The organism is Aeromonas sp. R5-1 (assembly GCF_040908265.1).
Taxonomy (GTDB): Bacteria; Pseudomonadota; Gammaproteobacteria; order Enterobacterales; family Aeromonadaceae; genus Aeromonas; species Aeromonas caviae.
In genome coordinates this window covers 1-17,522 of the sequence record NZ_JBFODJ010000079.1, presented here as the reverse complement: position 1 = coordinate 17,522, position 17,522 = coordinate 1, and the positions used below count along the sequence as shown (strand labels likewise).

Sequence of the window (17,522 nt, the reverse complement as noted above, 5' to 3'; positions counted from 1 at the left end):
CCCCGTGGAGGGGTTCCCGAGCGGCCAAAGGGATCAGACTGTAAATCTGACGGCTCTGCCTTCGAAGGTTCGAATCCTTCTCCCTCCACCATCTTTCAGAGAACCCGGCCTTGTGCCGGGTTTTCGCTTTTCTGCCTTCCACAAATCCCCTTCTTCTACAAAAAAACGGGAGGCCAGGCCTCCCGTCAATATATGCACGCTCTCACCCCGAACCTGCTGGCGACAGCTGTCATCGGCAGGTCGGGCAGAGGGGGATCAGCGTCCCCCCAGGCATCTGTCTTGTCATCCGCGCCCCTTACAGGGTGAAGCGATAGAAGATATCCACCGCCTGGGCCACCCCGCTCATGGCCTGCAGATAGAGCCTTGGCATCAGCTCGTAGCGCAGCTTGAATTCGGCGATGGGGCTGAACACCCCGACCCCGTACTGGAACTGCAAGCCGGGCAGCAGATAGGCCGACAGGGTCACCTGGGTGTCATCGCCACTGCCTGCGGTATCGAGGGCCACGTCGCTCATGCCGAGGGACTCCCCGATGCTGGAGACCACGCCGCTCGCCTGGCTCACGGCCCCCGCCACCAGCAGGCCGTTGAAGCCGCCATCCTCGCCGCTGGTCTGCAATCCCTTGCCCCGCAACAGATAGGAGAGCTGTTCGGACTGCGCCATCTGCGGCTCGGAATAGACAGTGATCTTCGGCTTGGCGGCCGGCCCCGTCACCCGCACCCCGACGGTCACGTTGTCCTCGATGGTGTCCGGATCCCGATAGGTCTCGATGTTGAGATAGGGCTGATCGATGGGGCCGGAGAAGAGGATCCGCCCCTCCTTGATGATGAGGTTCTGGCCATAGGCCTTGAAGCGCCCGTCCCTGAGCTCCAGTTGCCCGTTGCCCGAGAGCGGCTTGGAGGGATCCTGGCGAATGTTGAGGGCCCCTCCCACCTTGGTTTTGAGTCCCATGGCTTCAAGGCGGACGTCGTCCCCGAGCCGGATGGCGAGCCTGATCTCCATGGGCAGCGGTGCCGCCTTGGGGACCGGCGGCAGATCGTCGTAGATGACGGTGACGTCATCGGAGACCGCTACCGCGCTGTCTGGCAGGCTCTTGACCAGGATGCGCGACCAGGGGATGTCCACCTGCCCGGTCACCCTGGTCTCCTCCCCGAGAGAGATGGCGATGTCAGGGGTCACCCTGACCCGGCCCATGCCCGGGTACTGGGCCTCCAGCTCCTTGCCCTGAATGGTGAGGCTGCCGGTCACCGGCTGCTGGGCCCAGCTCAGCCAGCCCCCCAGCACCAGGGGGCCCTTGCCCACCATCATGGAGCCGTCGAGTTCGGCCCGGTTGCCTTCTATCTTGAGGCGGGTCACCAGCTTGGAGAGGGTCACCATGTCGGAGTGGGTCTGAACCTCCCCCTCCTTCAGGTTCAGCTCGCCATACAGCAGGGGGGCAGCCAGGGTACCGTCGAAGCGGGCATCCGCCGAGATGACCCCTTGCAGGGAGCGCACTTCGGGAATGAGCGGCGCAAAGGTCGCAAGCTTCAGATCGTCAAACCTGAGTTGACCGCCGAGGTTGCCGCGGCCGGCGGGATCCCGGATCAGCAGATCGGTGTCGATGTTGCCGATCTGCTCGGAGGCGAAATCGACCCGGATGGCGGCCTGCTGGCGCTCGAAGTCGATCCCGAGCTCGAGGCGCTGGTAGTCGGTCTTGAGTTCGTCGGCGACGAAGGTCCCAGGCGTGGTACGCACGGTGGCGTGCAGGGTCGGCTGGTTGCCGCGCCAGCTGGCGCGCCCGTCGGCCGACAGCACCGCCTGCCAGCGGAAATTGTCCGGCAACCAGGGGCGCAGCCGCTTGAGATCAAATTCGTTCAGGGCAAATTCCAGATTGCCCTGGGACTGGGCTATCCGGCTCCCCTTGACGCAGAGACTGGCCTTCTGGGACGCGAGGCAGAGATCCCCCATGGTCAACTGCTGTTTCGGCAGATCCAGGTCCAGAGACCAGGGGGCGGTCAGCGCCCAGCGCTTGAGGGGAGTCTTGAGCTTCAGCTCGGCAAGGGCGCCACGCCAGTGGTCACCGCGCAGGCTGCCATTCAGGCTGAGGTCTGCCGCCAGGGGATCCCCCTTCATGGTCAAGGTGAGCCCGTGGCGCTCGAGATCGCCGCTCAGGTTCAGGGCGATTTGCGAGAGCTTGGTCTCCCCCTGCGCCAGGCTCGCCACCGTCACCGCCACCTCACCGGCGGGCTTCTCCCCGACCAGGGCGTTGGCCTTGATGACGGTCTCCTTGAGGACGGTGCCCGCGTAGGCGAGTCGGCCCGACACCAGGTCGGCATTCACGCGCGGCGCCTGCTGGTTGCCGGTGACGCGCACCTGGCCCTTGATGTCCCCTCCCAGACCCGGGTAGATACCCCCAAGCTTGGGCGCATCCAGATCCGCATCCAGCTTCCAGGCCTGGGTCGTGAGCGAGCCTTTGGCCTGCAGCCGGTTGGGGCCGCTTTGCAGCGCCAGGGCCGGGATGGTCCACTCCATCATGTCGTTGCCGCTGAGCCTGCCCTGCAAGGCCAGGGGATACTGGTTGAGCTTGCCATCCACCTTGAGCTCGGGCAGGGCCAGCTGCCAGTGGCCCGCCTCATCCAGATCGAAGCGGCTGGTGATCTTGCCCGCCAGTGCCCCCTTGATCTCGGGCACCAGCTCCGCCGGGTTGATCCCCTTGAATTCGGTCGTCCCCTGCCACTGGACCCCCTTGCTCCAGGCAAGCTTGCCGTCGAGCTTGAGCTCCCCCTTGAGGGCCCCCAGCAGCAGCTCGATGCGGCTCAGCTCGTTGAGATCCCCCTTGCCCGAGAGCGCCACCTTGAAGGGGGGCACATCGGTCCCCTTGCCGGCGGTGTTGAGCGCAAACTGGTAACCGGAGAGCTTGCCCTTGGCGCTCAGGGTGCCCTTGTCCAGCCGATAGCTGGGCTCATCCTTGGCGGGCTTGTGCAGGGGCCAGGCGAGGCTCTTCCAGTCCAGCGCCAGATCGAAGGGCAGATCCGGGTCGAGGGCCGCGAGGGATCCTTTGAGATTGGCGCCCACCGGCCCCTTGGCCTTGAGTGCCAGCCCAAGCTTGCCCACAGAACCGTCCAGGACGAGATTGACCTGCTCCCCCTTGAGCTCCCCGTCCAGCAGCCCTTGACGCGCCTTGGCATCCAGGGTCAGGGCGAGGGGGTAATCCTCGTGCAGGCGCACCTGACCACGCAAGGCCAGATCCGCCATGGCATGGCGCAAGGAGAGCTCCCGGATGTCGATGCGCTCCTCCTCGGCGGTGGCCGACAGCAACAGGTTGTCTAGCCCCTCCACCAGCTCACCTTGCTGATAACGGAACGCCGTGGCTTTCAGCCCCTCCAGCTGGATGGGGAAAGGCAGTCGCACCGCCGGCAGCACCATGGGCTCGGGCTTGCTTGCGGCCTGCGTCTTGTCACCGGGGGCAGCCTTGCCCTCGCCGGCCGCCAGGGTGGCGCTTTTCTCATCCGCCGGTTTGGCGCCCTTGTCACTGGCCGCCTCCACCGGGGACGGTGCCACCACCACGTTCAGGCCATCGAGCACGGGGCCGCGCACGATGAGCCCGGCGCGATCCAGGGCGGCGCCAATGTCCAGATCCTTGAGGGTGATCGTCACGCCGGGCACCGCCACATCGAGATCGGCAACCTTGAGGCTGTCGACCTGGATTTTGAGCGGCAACGGATGCCAGACGAAGGGCTCCGACGGCTCTTCCGGCACCGGCTCGGACTCCGCCACCCGGACCACGGGGCGAGTCACCGCCAGAGACTTGATCCAGAGCTTGCCCTGCAGGAGCTTGCCCAGATCCCAGTCCAGCACGGCCCGCTCCACGGTGACATCCACCAGCTCGTCCTGCCAGCCAACCCCTTCGAAGGTCCAGCCATACCCGAGTTGCCCCGCCACCAGCTCCCCCTTGAGGGAGGGCAGCGCGGCTCTGGCCTGTTGCCACAACCACTTGTTGCCCTGATGGGTGAAGCCCAGCAGGCTGACGCCGATGAGCAGCAGGAAGAAGAGGCCCATGAGCCACAAGAAAATGCGTTTTACCCAGATCACGATGCAGACCCCTGCAAGGAAAGCAGCCGCAGCGGCCAGAAAAGAGAAAGAAGAGGATGTGCGCCTGGTTGCCGGGTCATAGTTCCGGCCCCAGCGCGAAGTGCAGCCGCAGCGGCTTGTCCTCCTCGGAGATGCCCACCGCCAGATCGAGCCTGACCTGACCGATGGGGGTGACCCAGCGCACCCCGACCCCGGTGCCTATCTTCCAGGCCTCGCTGTAGTCGACGGTGGCGGTCCCGGCGTCCACGAACAGGGCACCGAGCCACTTCTCGCTGAAGCGGTAGTTGTACTCCAGGCTGCCGACGCTGGCGTAGCGCCCGCCGGTCAGCTTGCCATCGTCCCCCCGTGGCGAAATGGTCTCGTAACCGTAGCCCCGGACCGTCTGATCGCCGCCGGTGAAGAAGCGCAGGGAGGGGGGGACCAGGGAGAAATCATCCCCGACGATGGCCCCCTGTTCGGCCCGCATCAGGAAACGGTGATCTTCGCCCAGGGTGCGCAGCCACTTGCTGCGCCCCCACACCCGCATGAAGCTGATGTCGGACCCCCAGTAGGGGCTCGAGAACTCCATCGTCAGTTGCTGGCGATCCCCCCAATCCGGCACCAGACCGCCGCGCACCCGCAGCCGTGACCAGGAGACGCCGGGGATCAGCAGCAGGCTGTTCCCCTCGTCCTGACCCTGGACGTAGCGCTCGTTCTCCAGGCGCACAAAGACGTCTCTGTCCCAGCTCTCCGGTCGGCGTGTCCAGCGGTGCACCCCGAAGGTGGCCAGATCGGAGCGGGTGTCGTTGTTGTCGGTGTATTGATAGCCCGCCTGCAGGGAGTAGTAATCCCGCAGCGGGTTGCCCACCGGGATCTGGTAGTCGAAGCTGAGCTCCGCTTCTGGCGCCGAGACCTTGGCGGTGCTGGAGAGGCGGTGACCATAGCGGTTCACCCAGGGTTTCTCCCAGGTGGCACTCAGGCGCGGCCCCACGTCCGTGGCATAACCGATACCGGTCTCAATCTCGTGATCGACCCGGTTGGAGAGGGTCACCTGCACCGGCACCCGGTTGCCCTCGGCCTGGCTGATCAGGGGTTTGATGTCCACCTGCTTGAACAGCTTGGTGGAGGAGACATCCTGGGACATCTCCGCCAGACGGATCGCCAGATAGGGGTCGCCGCTCTTGATGTTGATGAGCGGGCGGATCAGGTGCAGTGCCTCCGGCGTCGCGTCATAGCGGATCTCGCCGAAATGGTAACGCGGGCCAGAGCGAAACAGGATGTAGATCTCCGCCTTGCCCTGTTCCGGGAAAACCTTGACCTGGCTCTTGCTGATCTTGGCGTCAAAATAGCCGCGGGCCAGCCCCAGACTGCCGAGATCCGCCTTGATGGATTCATATTTGCCGTGGTTGAGGGGATCTCCCTCCTTCAGGGGCAGCTTGTCCAGCAGCTCGCTGTACACCTCGTCGCTCCCCGCATCCCCTTCCAGCAGGATGTCGAGGCGCGAGATGATCACGGGTTCCCCCCGCTCAATCTCGATCACCACCTTGGCGGGCGTCTTCTTGTCGCGGTTCAGGGTGATCTTGGGCTGGTAGTAGCCATAGACCTGCAGCGCCTTCTGTACGCTCTCGGTGATCTTGGCGCGGGCGGGGCGGTACTGGCGTTCCTGATAGACGGGCAGGGCGTTGAGGTAGGCCTCGACGTTGTCTTTCTGCTCTCCCCTGACCCCCTTGATCTGGTAGGTCAACTTGGCCGCCATGGCGGGCATCGCCATCAGCCAGAGAGCGAGGGCGAGGGCGAGCAGCAAGAGACCGGGCCCGGGGCGACGGGATCGCCCGGATGAAGTGCTCCCGGTGAGAAAAGTAGGATAGCATCCTGTCAAACGTCATTTTCCCCGAATAACATGATTTAAAGATTGTGTTATTTAGTACGATACCGAGACTCATCCCGGGCGAGTGCCGCTCATCCTAGCATAATCGCGACGGCGAAATCCCACGCTCGGGGCCCCTTTGCGTGCCGCTCTGCCGCCCCCGGTGCGGGGATCGCTTCGGCCCAGCAAGGAGCCAGCCGGGTGTGAGGAGCCAAACTGCGCACAATCCGGGCAAGGGGCGAACAAAACGCCACCACCGACCCCGCCAAGCCGGATCTCCCCTGGCGGCCTTGGGCTGGCAGCAGGGTCCGGCTCGTCCGCGACAACCCTTGTCGGACACCCCGCATCCGGCGGGTTTCGTCAACCCGTCCCCCTCGACTTGCTCCGTGCCCTCTTCCCCGCCCTGCCTGCTATTGAACAGGAAAATAAGTTTAAATCAATCACTTGAATAGATGGCACTAAAGCTTCGTTCAATTCAATCGATTTATCCCGCTGCCCCTGCGCTCCTGCCTGTCCCACACTGATCCCAATCATCGCAGGAGAGACCCCATGCACCTACGTAGCGAACAACTGGCTGACTACATCGCCGACCGACTCGAGTTCATCACCTTCCTGGCCTGCTGCAGCGCCCTGCTGGCCTTGCTGACCGGCATGAACGGCCAGCAGGCCCTCGCCTTCACCGCGCTCAATCTGCCCTTTGGCCTGGCCCTGCTGCTGGGCATGGCCCTGCTCGCCCCCCTGCCTGCCCACTGGCGCCTGCCCGGCATAGTCCTGCTGCTGGTGAGCGCAGCCCTGGCCACCCTGCAGATGGGAGGCAACTGGCTCAACCCCCTGGCCATCTGGAGCCTCTATGCCCTGCTGGGGCTGGAGATCCTCTGGCAATCCCGGGCCAGGGTCCCCCTGGCCGCCGGCCCCCGGAGCCGGGTCTCGCGCCCGAGGGGCTGACGCGGAGGCGCAATTGCAGTAATCTTGCGCCCCCTTTCCCCTCGCCGAGGAGCATTCCGATGAAAAAAGCCTGTGCCCAGCACATCCTGGTCAAGACCGAGAAACAGTGTCTGGAAATCAAGGAGAAGCTCGCCAAGGGCGCCGATTTCAGCCAGATGGCCAAGCGTTTCTCCACCTGCCCTTCCGGCAAGCGTGGCGGCGATCTGGGAGAGTTCTCCAAGGGGGACATGGTCAAGTCCTTCGACGATGCCGTGTTCAAGGGGGAGTTGCTGACCGTGCTGGGGCCGGTGCGCACCAAGTTCGGCTTCCACCTCATCAAGGTGCTCTATCGCAGCTGATCCAGGGCGACGAGGCCATCGGTTCTCTGAGCCGCACGCCTGGGATTGATGATCATTTACTAACGTTATCAGGCAATTAAGTTTATCCTTCTGGGCATAGTTCCATCCTGACCCGTGGATCCCTCATATGCACAGCTCTTTGTGGTGGCCGCTGCTGACCTGGCTATTGCCCCTTTGCGGGGCCCTTGGCAGCCGCGCCCATCTCTGGCCCTGGTGGCTCGGCTTCATCCTCTGTCTCGCCAGCGCCCTCCTCAGCCTCGTGCTGCTGCTGCGCCTGCCCTGGCGCTATCGCCGCACCACCAACCTCTGGCCGGATATCTGGGGCATAACTCCCCTGCTGTTGCCCCTGCTGTTTCTCGTCCAGGCGTTGCGCTCCCCCCTCACCAACGACGTCAGCACGGATCCCTACCATCCGCCACGGCTCCAGTGGGCCGAGCTGCTCAGAAGCCCGGAGGATCTCCCGGTCTCCCCCCCGCCCCTGCAACTATTTCCAGGCAACCCCGGTCCTCTCTATACCCGGGCATCCCCGGTCGAAGTGCTCGCGGAAGCCGAGGAACTGATGACGGAGCTGGGCTGGCAGGTTCATCCGGGCAGCGAGGGTATCGATGCCGTCGTCACCACCGGCTGGTTCGGGTTTCAGGATGACGTGGCACTGCGGGTCTTTGCCGGGCCCAAAGAGACCCGTATCGACATGCGCTCCGCCTCGCGCCAGGGGCGCAGCGATCTGGGGGTCAACCGGGCACGGATCATCGATTTCCTGAATCGGTTGAACGAGCGCCTGGGCGGGGCCTACAAGCCCAAAATGGAGAAGCTCAAAGAGGAACAAGATGCGCATTGAGGTCAAACCGGACCGGGCCTACGCCTGGTTCATCCGCCCCTTCTTCTGGCTGCAGAAACGCAACTACGGTCAGGTGCTGATCCCGGGCAAGTGCTGGGGGCGCTCCCCCAGGCTGTTCGCCGCGGTCGCCACCCTCTACGGCGTCATCAACCGCAAGCGCTCCCCCATCGACCCCGTGCTGCGCTCCCTGGTGACGGTGCGAGTCTCCCAGCTCAACTGGTGTCGTTTCTGTGTCGACATCAACGCCATGACCCTGATCCAGCGGGCGGGGTCGAGCGACAAGGTGGAGGCGCTGGCCCGGTGGCGCGACAGCCCCTTGTTCGACGAGCGGGAGCGGGCCGTGCTGGACTATGCCGAGGCCATGACCGGGCTGGATGGCGTGAGCGACGAGCAGGCCGCCCGCCTCAAGCCCTGGTTCGATGACGACGCCCTGGTGGAGCTCACCGGCCTCATCGCCTTCCAGAACATGTCCGCCAAGTTCAATGCCGCTCTCGACATCGCTCCCCAAGGGTTCTGCCAGTTGCCGGTGCAACCCGAGCGCCCCCTCGACAAGGGGCAGGGATGAACCAGGCACGCCTGCTGCTGTTGCTGGCGATGGGGGCCCTGGTCGGCACCTTCTTTGCCCTCGACCTTGACCACTATCTGAGTCTCACCCAGTTGCAGGCTCATCAGGCGCGCCTGGCCCTTTGGGTCGACCGCCATGTTGTCGCAGCCAGCCTGCTGTTTCTGGTGATCTATGTGCTCACCACCGCCCTCTCCCTGCCGGGGGCGGCCCTGCTCACCCTGGCGGGCAGCGCCGTCTTCGGCATCCTGTGGGGGCTCTTGCTGGTCTCCTTTGCCAGCTCCCTTGGCGCCACTCTGGCCTTTCTCAGCGCCCGCTTCCTGCTGCGGGACTGGGTCGAGACGCGCTTTGGCGACAAGCTGGCGAGCGTTCAGGCCGGCATGCAAAAGGAGGGGGCCTTCTATCTGCTGAGCCTGCGCCTCATCCCCCTCTTCCCCTTCTTTCTGGTCAACCTGGTGATGGGGCTCACCCCCATCAGAGTCAGCACCTACTACTGGGTCAGCCAGCTCGGCATGCTGCCGGGCACCCTCGTCTACGTGCTGGCGGGGAGCGAGCTGGCGACCCTCACCAGCACAGGCAACCTCTTCTCCCCCGGCCTGCTGGCCGCCCTGACCCTGCTCGGCCTGATGCCCTGGCTGATGCGTGCCTTGCAGCGCCGTCTCGCCCTCTACCGGTTGCACGCCCCCTACCGCAAGCCTGCGCGCTTTGACTACAACCTGCTGGTGATAGGTGCCGGCGCCGGAGGCCTGGTTACCAGCTACATCGCCGCCGCGGTGAAAGCCAGAGTGGCCCTCATCGAGCAGCACAGGATGGGAGGGGATTGCCTCCATACCGGCTGCGTCCCCTCCAAGGCGCTGATCCGAAGCGCCCGCTTCGCCTTTGAACAGCGCAAGGCCACAGAGCTTGGTTTTACCCCGAGCCAGAGCCGCGCCGACTTTGCCGCCGTGATGGCGCGGGTCGCCCGGGTCATCGAGGAGGTCGAACCCCACGACTCGGTGGCGCGCTATGAAGGACTTGGGGTGGAGTGCATCCAGGGGCGGGCGCGAGTCACCTCCCCCTGGGAGGTGGAGGTCAACGGCAAGCGCCTGACCAGCCGTCATATTGTGATCGCCACCGGCGCCCGACCCCGGGTACCCGCACTGCCGGGGCTGGACAGGGTTCCCTACCTCACCTCCGACACCCTCTGGCAGCGACTGCGCGAGCCCCCCGCCATCTGCTGGTGCTGGGAGGAGGCCCCATCGGCTGCGAGCTGGCCCAGAGCCTGGCCCTGCTCGGTATCCCCGTCACCCTGGTGGAGCAAGGCCCTCAGCTGCTGCCCCGGGAAGATAGGGACGTCGCCGGGGCCCTGGCCGCGCAGCTGGAGCACGACGGTGTCACCCTGCACCTCGGCTGGCAGGCTACCTCGGCCGGGTATATGGACGGTAAAGGCGCCAACCTGCCCATCCGGCTGTACCTGCGCCGGGGGGACGAGACGCTGGTGGTTGAGGGGGCCAGCTGCTGCTGGCCCTTGGCCGGGAGGCCAACGTGAGCGGTTTCGGGCTGGAGGCGCTGGGGGTTGAACTGGCCCCCGGCGGCACCCTGGCCATCGACGGCTTCCTCGCCACCAACTACCCCAGCATCCTGGCGGTGGGGGACGTTGCAGGCCCCTACCAGTTCACCCATTTTGCCGCCCATCAGGCCTGGTATGCCGCCATCAACGCCCTCTTTGGCCAGTTCAGGCGCTTTCGGGCAGACTACAGGGTCATGCCGGCGGCCACCTATACCAGTCCGGAGATAGCCAGGGTCGGCCTCAACCAGAAAGAGGCTCATGCCCGAGGCATCCCCTTCGAGTCGACCCGCTTCGAGATGGCCGAGCTGGACAGATCCATCGCCGACGGCGAGTCAGGGGGCTTTGTCGAGGTGCTGACGGTGCCGGGCCGTGACAGGATACTCGGGGCCACCATAGTGGGTGCTCACGCCGGCGAGCGGATCGCCGAGTTTGCCCTCGCCATGCGCCACCGTCTGGGACTTGGCAAGATCCTCGCCACCGTTCACCCCTACCCCACCCTGATGGAGGGGAACAAGTACGTGGCTGGCGCCTGGCGCCGTGCCCGCCAGCCCGGGCGCCTGCTGGCGCTGCTGGCCCGTTATCACCGCTGGCGCCGCGGCGCCTGACTCTGACGAGGCAACCATCATGTTCAAGACCCGACTTCGCACCCTGCTCCGTCCCCTGATGGCCGCTGTCCCCCTGCTGCTGACCTCCCCGCTCCACGCCAATGACGCATCGTGGCAGCAGACCCTGCTGGCAGCCAGGGGGCAGACAGTCTACTTCAACGCCTGGGGGGGGGGGCAGCCCCGAGATCAACGCCTACCTGGTGTGGGCCAGGCAGGAGATCGCTCGCCAGTACCAGGTCGAGCTGGTGCAGGTGAAGGTGGATGACATCGCCCAGAGCGTGAGCCAGTTGCTGGCCGCCAAGCAGGCTGGCAAGACGTCGAACGGCCCCATCGACCTGCTCTGGGTCAACGGCGAGAACTTCAAGGCGCTCAAGGAGCAGGGGCTGCTGGGGGCCCCCTTTACCGACGAGCTGCCCAACATGGCCCTGGTGGACACCGCCCTGCCGGTGAGTGAAGACTTCACCGTGCCGGTAGAGGGGCTGGAGGCCCCCTGGGGCATAGGCCAGCTCAATCTGATGGTGGATGGCGACCAGGTAGACGCACCTCCCACCTCGGCGGCCGCCCTGCTGGCCTGGGCCAAGGCTCACCCCGGCCGCTTCACCTACCCCAAGCCTCCCCAGTTTCACGGCTCGAGCTTTCTCAAGCAGATCCTGCTGGAGCTGGCACCGGATCCGGCGCCCCTCTATCGGGAGGCGACCGATGCCGACTTCCTTCGCATCACCGCCCCTCTCTGGGCCTGGCTCGACCAGCTTCACCCCGCGCTCTGGCGAAAGGGCAGGCTCTTCCCCACCGGCGCCGCCGAGACCAGGCAGTTGCTCGATGACGGCGAGCTGGCCATGGCCATCAGCTTCAACCCGGGGGAAGCCCAGAGTTCGGTGCAAAACGGCACCCTGCCCCCCACCGTCCAGGCCATCGCCATGGAGAAAGGGGCGCTCACCAACAGCCATTTCCTCGCTATTCCCTTCAATGCCTCCGCCCGGGCCGGGGCCAAGGTGGTAGTCAACTTCCTGCTTAGCCCCGCCGCCCAGGCGCGCAAGAGCGACCCCGCCTTCTGGGGGGATCCCAGCGTGCTGCGCCAGGAGGCGCTGCCTGGCCAGACCCGTCCGGCATTGCGCTTCAAGGGGGTGGCAGAGCCCCACCCCAGCTGGCAGACCCGGCTGGAAGCGGCCTGGGCCGAGCGCTACGGCCACTGATCCATCATGCAGGCGCGCGCCCCTCTTCTCCTCCTGCTGCCCTTTTTGATGCTGGGAGCCCTGCTGCTGGGGATCCCGCTCGTCGGGGGCCTGCTGTGGCTGGTCATCGAGGGGCTCACCCCCGCCAACCTCGCCCTCTTGCTCCCCCAGCCCGGACTCTGGCACTCCGCAGGGTTGAGCCTCTGGGTGGCGGGGGCCTCCACCCTGGGGGCCCTCGGTGTCACCGCCCTGGTGCTCGCCCAGGGGGACGGGCGTCCCTGGATGCGCTGGCTGCGCCGCCTGCTCTCCCCCCTGCTGGCGCTTCCCCACGTCGCCTTTGCTATCGGCATCGCCTTTCTGATCGCTCCCTCCGGCTGGCTGCTGCGCCTCGTCGCCCCCCTGCTTGACCTCACCCATCAGCCCCCGGACTGGCAAACCCTCAAGGATCCCTGGGGGCTTGGCCTCATCGTGGTGCTCATCCTTAAGGAGACTCCCTTCCTGCTGCTGATGGCGCTGGCGGCACTGGATCCCGCCAAGGTGGCGCGCCAGCAGTGGCTGGGGGCCAGCCTCGGCTTCAGCGCCCCCCGGATCTGGTGGCGCCTGCTGCTGCCCGCCCTCTGGCCCGCCCTGCGACTGCCCCTCTACGCGGTGGCCGCCTATGGCCTGGCGGTGGTGGATCTCGCCCTGCTGCTGGGGCCGGATGCCCCGCCGCCCCTGGCGGTGCGACTCTGGCTCTGGTATCAGGATGCCGACCCCGCCTGGCGCGGCGCCAGTGCCAGCGGCGCCCTCTTGCTGCTCGCCCTCAACCTGCTGCTGCTTGGCGCCATCAGGCTGCTGGAGCGGGCCCACCTCACCCTCGGCAAGGCACGCTGGCTGGATGGGCGACGCGCCCCCGCCTCGCCCTGGCCCGGACTCATTGCCCGCATCGGCGTGTGGGGGCTGCTCCTGACCAATCTGCTGGTGCTCGCCGCCCTGCTGCTCTGGTCCCTGACCCGGCGCTGGTCTTTTCCCGCCCTCTGGCCGAGCGAATGGAGCAGCCACCATTGGCAGGCTCTGCTGCCGAGCCTGGGCCCGCTGCTGTGGCAGAGTCTGTGGCTGGCCCTGCTCTGCGCCGCGCTCTCCCTGCTGCTGGCGGTGCTCTGCCTCGAGGCGTTGCCTGCGCGCCGCGCCACACGCACCCTCTGGCTTGTCAGCCTGCCTCTGCTGCTGCCCCAGGCCAGCCTGCTGTTTGGATTGCGCCTTCAGACCGACGGGCTGGGATTCACTGGCATAGGCCCTGGCTGGGTACTCTGGAGCCAGTTGATCTTCGTTTTTCCATACGTCTATCTCTGCCTGCACGGCCCCTATCGCCAGTTCGACGAGCGCCTCACCCGGGTGGCCCTCACGCTCGGGGCCAGCCCCTGGGGGGCCTGGTGGCGAGTCAAGGGCCCCCTGCTCGCCCGTCCCCTGTTGTTCGCCTTCGGTGTCGGGGCGGCAGTGAGCCTGGCCCAATACCTGCCGACCCTGCTGTTCGGGGGCGGGCGGGTCATCACCATCACCACGGAGGCGGTGGCCATCGGCAGCGGCCTCAACCGGCGGCTGGCGGGGCTCTACGGCCTGCTGCAACTGCTGCTGCCCCTTTTCATCTATGCCCTGGCGCTCTGGCTGCCGCGGCGCATCAACCCCGCCCTGAGGCCCTGACCCGATGCTGCACACCTCCGCACTCACCCTCTTCCTCGACGGTGCCCCCCTGCTGACGCACCCCCCCCTCAGGGTGGTCCCGGGCGAGGTGCTCACCCTGATGGGACCGAGCGGCTGTGGCAAGAGCTCCCTGCTGGCGGCCCTGGCGGGAGTGCTGCCACCCGGGGGGCCCATCCGGCTGACCGGGGACATCCTGCTCGGCGCACATCGCCTCACCCCGCTGCCCCCCCAGGAGAGGGGCGTCGGCATCCTGTTTCAGGATGACCTGCTGTTTGCCCACCTGACGGTGGCCGAAAATCTGATGTTCGGCATGCCGGCGCATCTCAAGGGGATGGCGGCAAGGCAGACCCGGGCCCGCGAGGCGCTGGCCGAGGTTGGGTTGGAGGCTCAGGTGGACAAGCTGCCCGGGGCGCTCTCAGGTGGCCAGAAAGCCCGCGTCAGCCTGCTGCGTGCCCTGCTGGCCGAGCCCAGGGCATTGCTGCTGGACGAGCCCTTCTCCCGCCTCGACAAGCCGCTGCGGGCCGCCTTTCGTGAACTGGTGTTCGCGCAGATCAAGGCACTGGCCATCCCCGCCATTCTGGTGACCCACGACGAAGAGGATGCGCCGGGCACCATCTTGCAGCTGATCCCCCCAGCCATCCCAGAAGAGGAGCACCACCTTGTTTGATCGCCACCTGATCCCGGTTATCCGCCGCCCCCTCGCCGCGCTCGCCCTCCCACTGTGCCGGGCCGGGGTGAGCGCCAACCAGGTGAGCCTCGCCGGCTTTCTCATCGGCATGCTGGCGCTGCCGCTGCTGGCCTTTGGCTGCTATCAGTGGGCGTTGGCGGCGATTCTGCTCAACCGGCTGCTGGACGGGCTGGATGGCGCCGTGGCGCGGGAAACGGGCATCAGCGACTGCGGCGGGTTTCTCGACATCACGCTGGATTTCATCTTCTACGCCGCCGTGGTGCTGGGCTTTGCCCTCGCCGACCCGGCCAACGCCCTGGCCGCCGCCACCCTGCTGTTCGCCTTCATGGGCACGGGATCGAGCTTTCTGGCCTTTGCCATCATGGCGGGCAAACGGGGCATCGAGAGCCCCGTCTACCGCCACAAATCCCTCTACTATCTGGGCGGGCTCACCGAGGGGAGCGAAACCATCGCCCTCTTCGTGCTCATGTGCCTCTGGCCCGCCGCCTTCGTGCCACTGGCCTACGGTTTCGCCCTGCTCTGTGCCATCACGACCCTGACCCGGATCTGGAGCGGCTACCACACCCTGCGCTGACGGGATCCCGGGGGGCGCGCCGGCACGGAGCACTTGCGCCTGCACGCCAATGTTTTACCATGACGGCACTCTTTTTCAGGCTCACGAGAACCCTATGCGTCGCCTTGTCTGTGTCCTCTCCCTGTTTCCCCTGATCTACGGCTGCAGCAGCACGCCGGCGCCCAAGCCCGTGGTCAAACCCCAACCCAACAGCGCCTTCATCAACCAGACGCCGCCGAGCAAACCCTTCTACGGACAGGTGAGCCAGCCCGGGGTCAGCAAGGGGGACTTCGCCAATCGTTCCAACGTGGACAACTTCGTGCAGCGGATGGTGCAAAAGCACGGCTTCGACGGCGCCGAGCTGCACCGGGTACTGGCCCAGGCCGAGCGTTATGACTGGATCATCAAGCTGATGGACGCCCAGGCCCCCACCACCAGACCGCCCACCGGCCCGACCGGCGCCTGGAGCCGCTACCGCGCCAAGTTCATCACCCCGGACAACGTACAGAACGGCGTCAACTTCTGGCGCGAATACGAGAGTGAACTCAACCGGGCGCAGCAGATCTACGGGGTGCCACCCGAGATCATCGTCGGCATCATCGGGGTGGAGACCCGCTGGGGTCGGGTGATGGGCAAGACCCGCATTCTCGACGCCCTGGCGACCCTGGCATTTGACTACCCGCGCCGCGCCGACTTCTTCACCGGCGAGCTGGAAGCCTTCCTGGTGATGACCCGGGATGAAGGGATGGATCCCACCGAACCCAAGGGCTCCTATGCCGGGGCCATGGGCTACGGCCAGTTCATGCCGTCGAGTTTTCGCAACTACGCGGTGGACTTCAACGGCAACGGCCACACCAACCTGTGGGATCCGGTGGATGCCATCGGCAGCGTGGCCAACTACTTCAAGGCCCACGGCTGGGAGAAAGGGCAGCCGGTGGCGGTGCGCGGCCAGGGACAGCTGCCGGGCTATGAGCACGGCTTCCAGACCCGCTACCCGGTGGCCACCCTGCGCGGAGCCGGGTTGACCCCAATCGGCTCCCTTGGCAATCACAAGGAGGCGAGCCTGCTGCGTCTGGATGTCGGCACCGGTTACCAGTACTGGTACGGCTTGCCGAACTTCTACGCCATCACCCGCTACAACCACAGCACCCACTACGCCATGGCGGTATGGCAGCTTGGCCTTGCCGTCAGGGATGCCAGAGGCGGCTACTGAGTCAGCCTCAATGCCAACGAAAACGGGCCCGCAGGCCCTAATGCCGATCAGTTAAGGATCCATTGACCGATCCTCAGGCTGTGTAAGAATCCGAAACTCCTTGTTGGGTTTCGGATTTTTTTATGCGTATCGACCAAGCTCTCGACTTCATTCACGCCTGTCCTCCCGGAAAGTTTGAGTCCCTGTCTGACCTGCTGTCACCTGAACTGGTGCAGGCTTGCTTGGCCGAGACGGGCTCCGTCTCCTTGCGCCGACGGCGCATGCCCATGGAGCGGGTGCTATGGGCCATTATCGGGATGTCCTTGTTTCGTCATGTCCCTATGGCCCAGCTGGCCAACCAGCTCGATATCCTGTTACCCGGCGACCGGCCGTTTGTCGTCCCCAGCGCCTTCATCCAGGCGCGCCAAAAACTGGCTGACCAAGCCGTTCGACAGGTGTTCCAGCAGACCGCCACACTCTGGCATCAGCAGTGTCAGCACCCCACCTGGGCCGGCTTGCAGCTGCTGGCCGTGGACGGGGTGGTCTGGCGCACGCCCGATACTCCGGACAATGCCGGCGCCTTTGCCAAGTCGAAAACCGTCCAGGGGGAGACGCAATATCCCCAGGTCCGCATGTTGTGTCAGATGGAGCTGACCAGTCATCTGCTGACCCAGACAGTGATGGACTCCTGTGCGGTAAACGAGATGGTGTTGGCAGAGCAACTGATTGAAAAAACACCCGATAATAGCCTGACCCTGTTCGATAAGGGCTTCTACTCACTGGGGTTACTCCATGCCTGGCAACGCCAGGGCGTAGCGCGTCACTGGCTTATTCCGCTGAAAAAGGGGGCTCAATACGAGGTCATCCGCAAGCTGGGGCGGCAGGATGTGCTGGTACGCCTCAGTGCCAGTCCGCAGGCCAAGAAGAAGTGGAGCGAGTTGCCGGAGCAGTTCGAAGCCCGGCTGCTGACCCGGACGGTAAACGGCAAGGAGCGGCAGGTGCTGACCTCGCTCACCGACCCGCTGCGCTTCCCGGCCAGCGAGTTGATGGAGCTATACCAGAATCGCTGGGAAATCGAGCTGGGCTATCGGGAGATGAAACATAGCCTGCAACAGCACCGGCTGACGCTGCGCAGCAAGAAACCCGATGGAGTAAGGCAGGAGCTATGGGGCTTGGTATTGGCCTATAACCTACTGAGATATCAGATGGTTAGGATGGCGGCGAGCTTAAAGGGCTATACGGCCAGCCAGTTGAGCTTTCACATGGCATCGGTGTATCTGCTGCATGAACTCAGTTGCCTGCCGTTTGTGTCACCGGGCATGGTTCCAGGGCGTGTCGCTGAGTTGGACAAACAGGCAGAGCAGTTCAAGTTACCCGCCCGCCGAGAACGAAGTTACCCAAGGTGCATCAAAGCCAAACCACAGAAGTATGCGACGAGAAAACCTAGTAAAAACAATGCCAGTCAGGCTTAACTGACTGGCATTA

General features: G+C 65.4%; 11 protein-coding genes, 1 tRNA gene and 2 pseudogenes. 12 read left to right on the top strand and 2 right to left on the bottom strand.

Going from position 1 to position 17,522, the window contains the following annotated elements; genetic code table 11:
• The first annotated feature begins 6 nt into the window (after positions 1-6).
• A tRNA-Tyr gene (locus AB5Y64_RS11660) sits at positions 7-91 on the top strand.
• Between the two features lie 204 nt (positions 92-295).
• On the opposite strand, the gene AB5Y64_RS11655 is transcribed toward AB5Y64_RS11660, so the two are convergent.
• Both AB5Y64_RS11655 and AB5Y64_RS11650 read right to left on the bottom strand, forming a co-directional pair.
• A complete protein-coding gene (locus AB5Y64_RS11655) occupies positions 296-4,069 on the bottom strand; it encodes a translocation/assembly module TamB domain-containing protein (RefSeq protein ID WP_368203838.1) in 3,774 nt (1,257 codons plus the stop codon).
• A gap of 76 nt (positions 4,070-4,145) precedes the next feature.
• Positions 4,146-5,927 carry an autotransporter assembly complex family protein gene (locus tag AB5Y64_RS11650; protein ID WP_201972639.1) on the bottom strand — a complete coding sequence of 594 codons (1,782 nt, stop codon included), beginning with the start codon at positions 5,925-5,927 and terminating at the stop codon, positions 4,146-4,148.
• A gap of 537 nt (positions 5,928-6,464) precedes the next feature.
• Between AB5Y64_RS11650 and AB5Y64_RS11645 the strand changes: the two genes are divergently transcribed.
• The 11 genes and pseudogenes from AB5Y64_RS11645 to AB5Y64_RS11595 all read left to right on the top strand — a co-directional run bounded on the left by AB5Y64_RS11645 (position 6,465) and on the right by AB5Y64_RS11595 (position 17,509).
• Positions 6,465-6,860 carry a hypothetical protein gene (locus tag AB5Y64_RS11645; protein WP_119196804.1) on the top strand — a complete coding sequence of 132 codons (396 nt, stop codon included), beginning with the start codon at positions 6,465-6,467 and terminating at the stop codon, positions 6,858-6,860.
• Positions 6,861-6,919: 59 nt separating this feature from the next.
• Positions 6,920-7,198 (top strand): peptidylprolyl isomerase, encoded by a 279-nt coding sequence (locus AB5Y64_RS11640; protein ID WP_010674120.1) that lies wholly within the window; start codon positions 6,920-6,922, stop codon positions 7,196-7,198.
• 127 nt (positions 7,199-7,325) lie between these two features.
• Positions 7,326-8,036, top strand: coding sequence for a DUF1499 domain-containing protein (locus AB5Y64_RS11635; protein WP_236276500.1), 711 nt, complete (start codon positions 7,326-7,328; stop codon positions 8,034-8,036).
• Positions 8,026-8,601 (top strand): carboxymuconolactone decarboxylase family protein, encoded by a 576-nt coding sequence (locus tag AB5Y64_RS11630; RefSeq protein ID WP_236276498.1) that lies wholly within the window; start codon positions 8,026-8,028, stop codon positions 8,599-8,601. The genes AB5Y64_RS11635 and AB5Y64_RS11630 overlap by 11 nt, the downstream gene beginning before the upstream one ends.
• Positions 8,598-10,752, top strand: a pseudogene (locus tag AB5Y64_RS11625) (FAD-dependent oxidoreductase). Before AB5Y64_RS11630 ends, AB5Y64_RS11625 begins: the two are co-directional and overlap by 4 nt.
• A 19-nt stretch (positions 10,753-10,771) precedes the next feature.
• Positions 10,772-11,945, top strand: a pseudogene (locus AB5Y64_RS11620) (ABC transporter substrate-binding protein).
• A gap of 48 nt (positions 11,946-11,993) precedes the next feature.
• Positions 11,994-13,604, top strand: coding sequence for an ABC transporter permease (locus tag AB5Y64_RS11615; RefSeq protein WP_368203835.1), 1,611 nt, complete (start codon positions 11,994-11,996; stop codon positions 13,602-13,604).
• Positions 13,605-13,608: 4 nt separating this feature from the next.
• Positions 13,609-14,271 (top strand): ATP-binding cassette domain-containing protein, encoded by a 663-nt coding sequence (locus AB5Y64_RS11610; protein ID WP_368203834.1) that lies wholly within the window; start codon positions 13,609-13,611, stop codon positions 14,269-14,271.
• The gene (locus AB5Y64_RS11605) at positions 14,264-14,866 is read left to right on the top strand and encodes a CDP-alcohol phosphatidyltransferase family protein (protein WP_368203831.1); all 603 of its coding nucleotides are present in this window, start codon (positions 14,264-14,266) and stop codon (positions 14,864-14,866) included. The genes AB5Y64_RS11610 and AB5Y64_RS11605 overlap by 8 nt, the downstream gene beginning before the upstream one ends.
• 94 nt (positions 14,867-14,960) lie before the next feature.
• Positions 14,961-16,058, top strand: a complete 1,098-nt coding sequence (mltB, locus tag AB5Y64_RS11600) for a lytic murein transglycosylase B (protein WP_368203829.1) — start codon at positions 14,961-14,963, stop codon at positions 16,056-16,058.
• Positions 16,059-16,180: 122 nt separating this feature from the next.
• Complete coding sequence (locus tag AB5Y64_RS11595; RefSeq protein ID WP_053288733.1) at positions 16,181-17,509, top strand: IS4 family transposase; 1,329 nt, start codon at positions 16,181-16,183, stop codon at positions 17,507-17,509.
• The last annotated feature ends 13 nt before the right edge of the window (positions 17,510-17,522 follow it).

What these genes read in the sequence shown, in the direction of transcription:
- AB5Y64_RS11630 (WP_236276498.1), top strand. Translation starts at nt 8,026, where the DNA reads ATGCGCATTGAGGTCAAACCGGACCGGGCCTACGCCTGGTTCATCCGC.
- AB5Y64_RS11595 (WP_053288733.1), top strand. Translation starts at nt 16,181, where the DNA reads ATGCGTATCGACCAAGCTCTCGACTTCATTCACGCCTGTCCTCCCGGA.
- AB5Y64_RS11640 (WP_010674120.1), top strand. Translation starts at nt 6,920, where the DNA reads ATGAAAAAAGCCTGTGCCCAGCACATCCTGGTCAAGACCGAGAAACAG.
- AB5Y64_RS11635 (WP_236276500.1), top strand. Translation starts at nt 7,326, where the DNA reads ATGCACAGCTCTTTGTGGTGGCCGCTGCTGACCTGGCTATTGCCCCTT.
- AB5Y64_RS11610 (WP_368203834.1), top strand. Translation starts at nt 13,609, where the DNA reads ATGCTGCACACCTCCGCACTCACCCTCTTCCTCGACGGTGCCCCCCTG.
- mltB (WP_368203829.1), top strand. Translation starts at nt 14,961, where the DNA reads ATGCGTCGCCTTGTCTGTGTCCTCTCCCTGTTTCCCCTGATCTACGGC.
- AB5Y64_RS11645 (WP_119196804.1), top strand. Translation starts at nt 6,465, where the DNA reads ATGCACCTACGTAGCGAACAACTGGCTGACTACATCGCCGACCGACTC.
- AB5Y64_RS11615 (WP_368203835.1), top strand. Translation starts at nt 11,994, where the DNA reads ATGCTGGGAGCCCTGCTGCTGGGGATCCCGCTCGTCGGGGGCCTGCTG.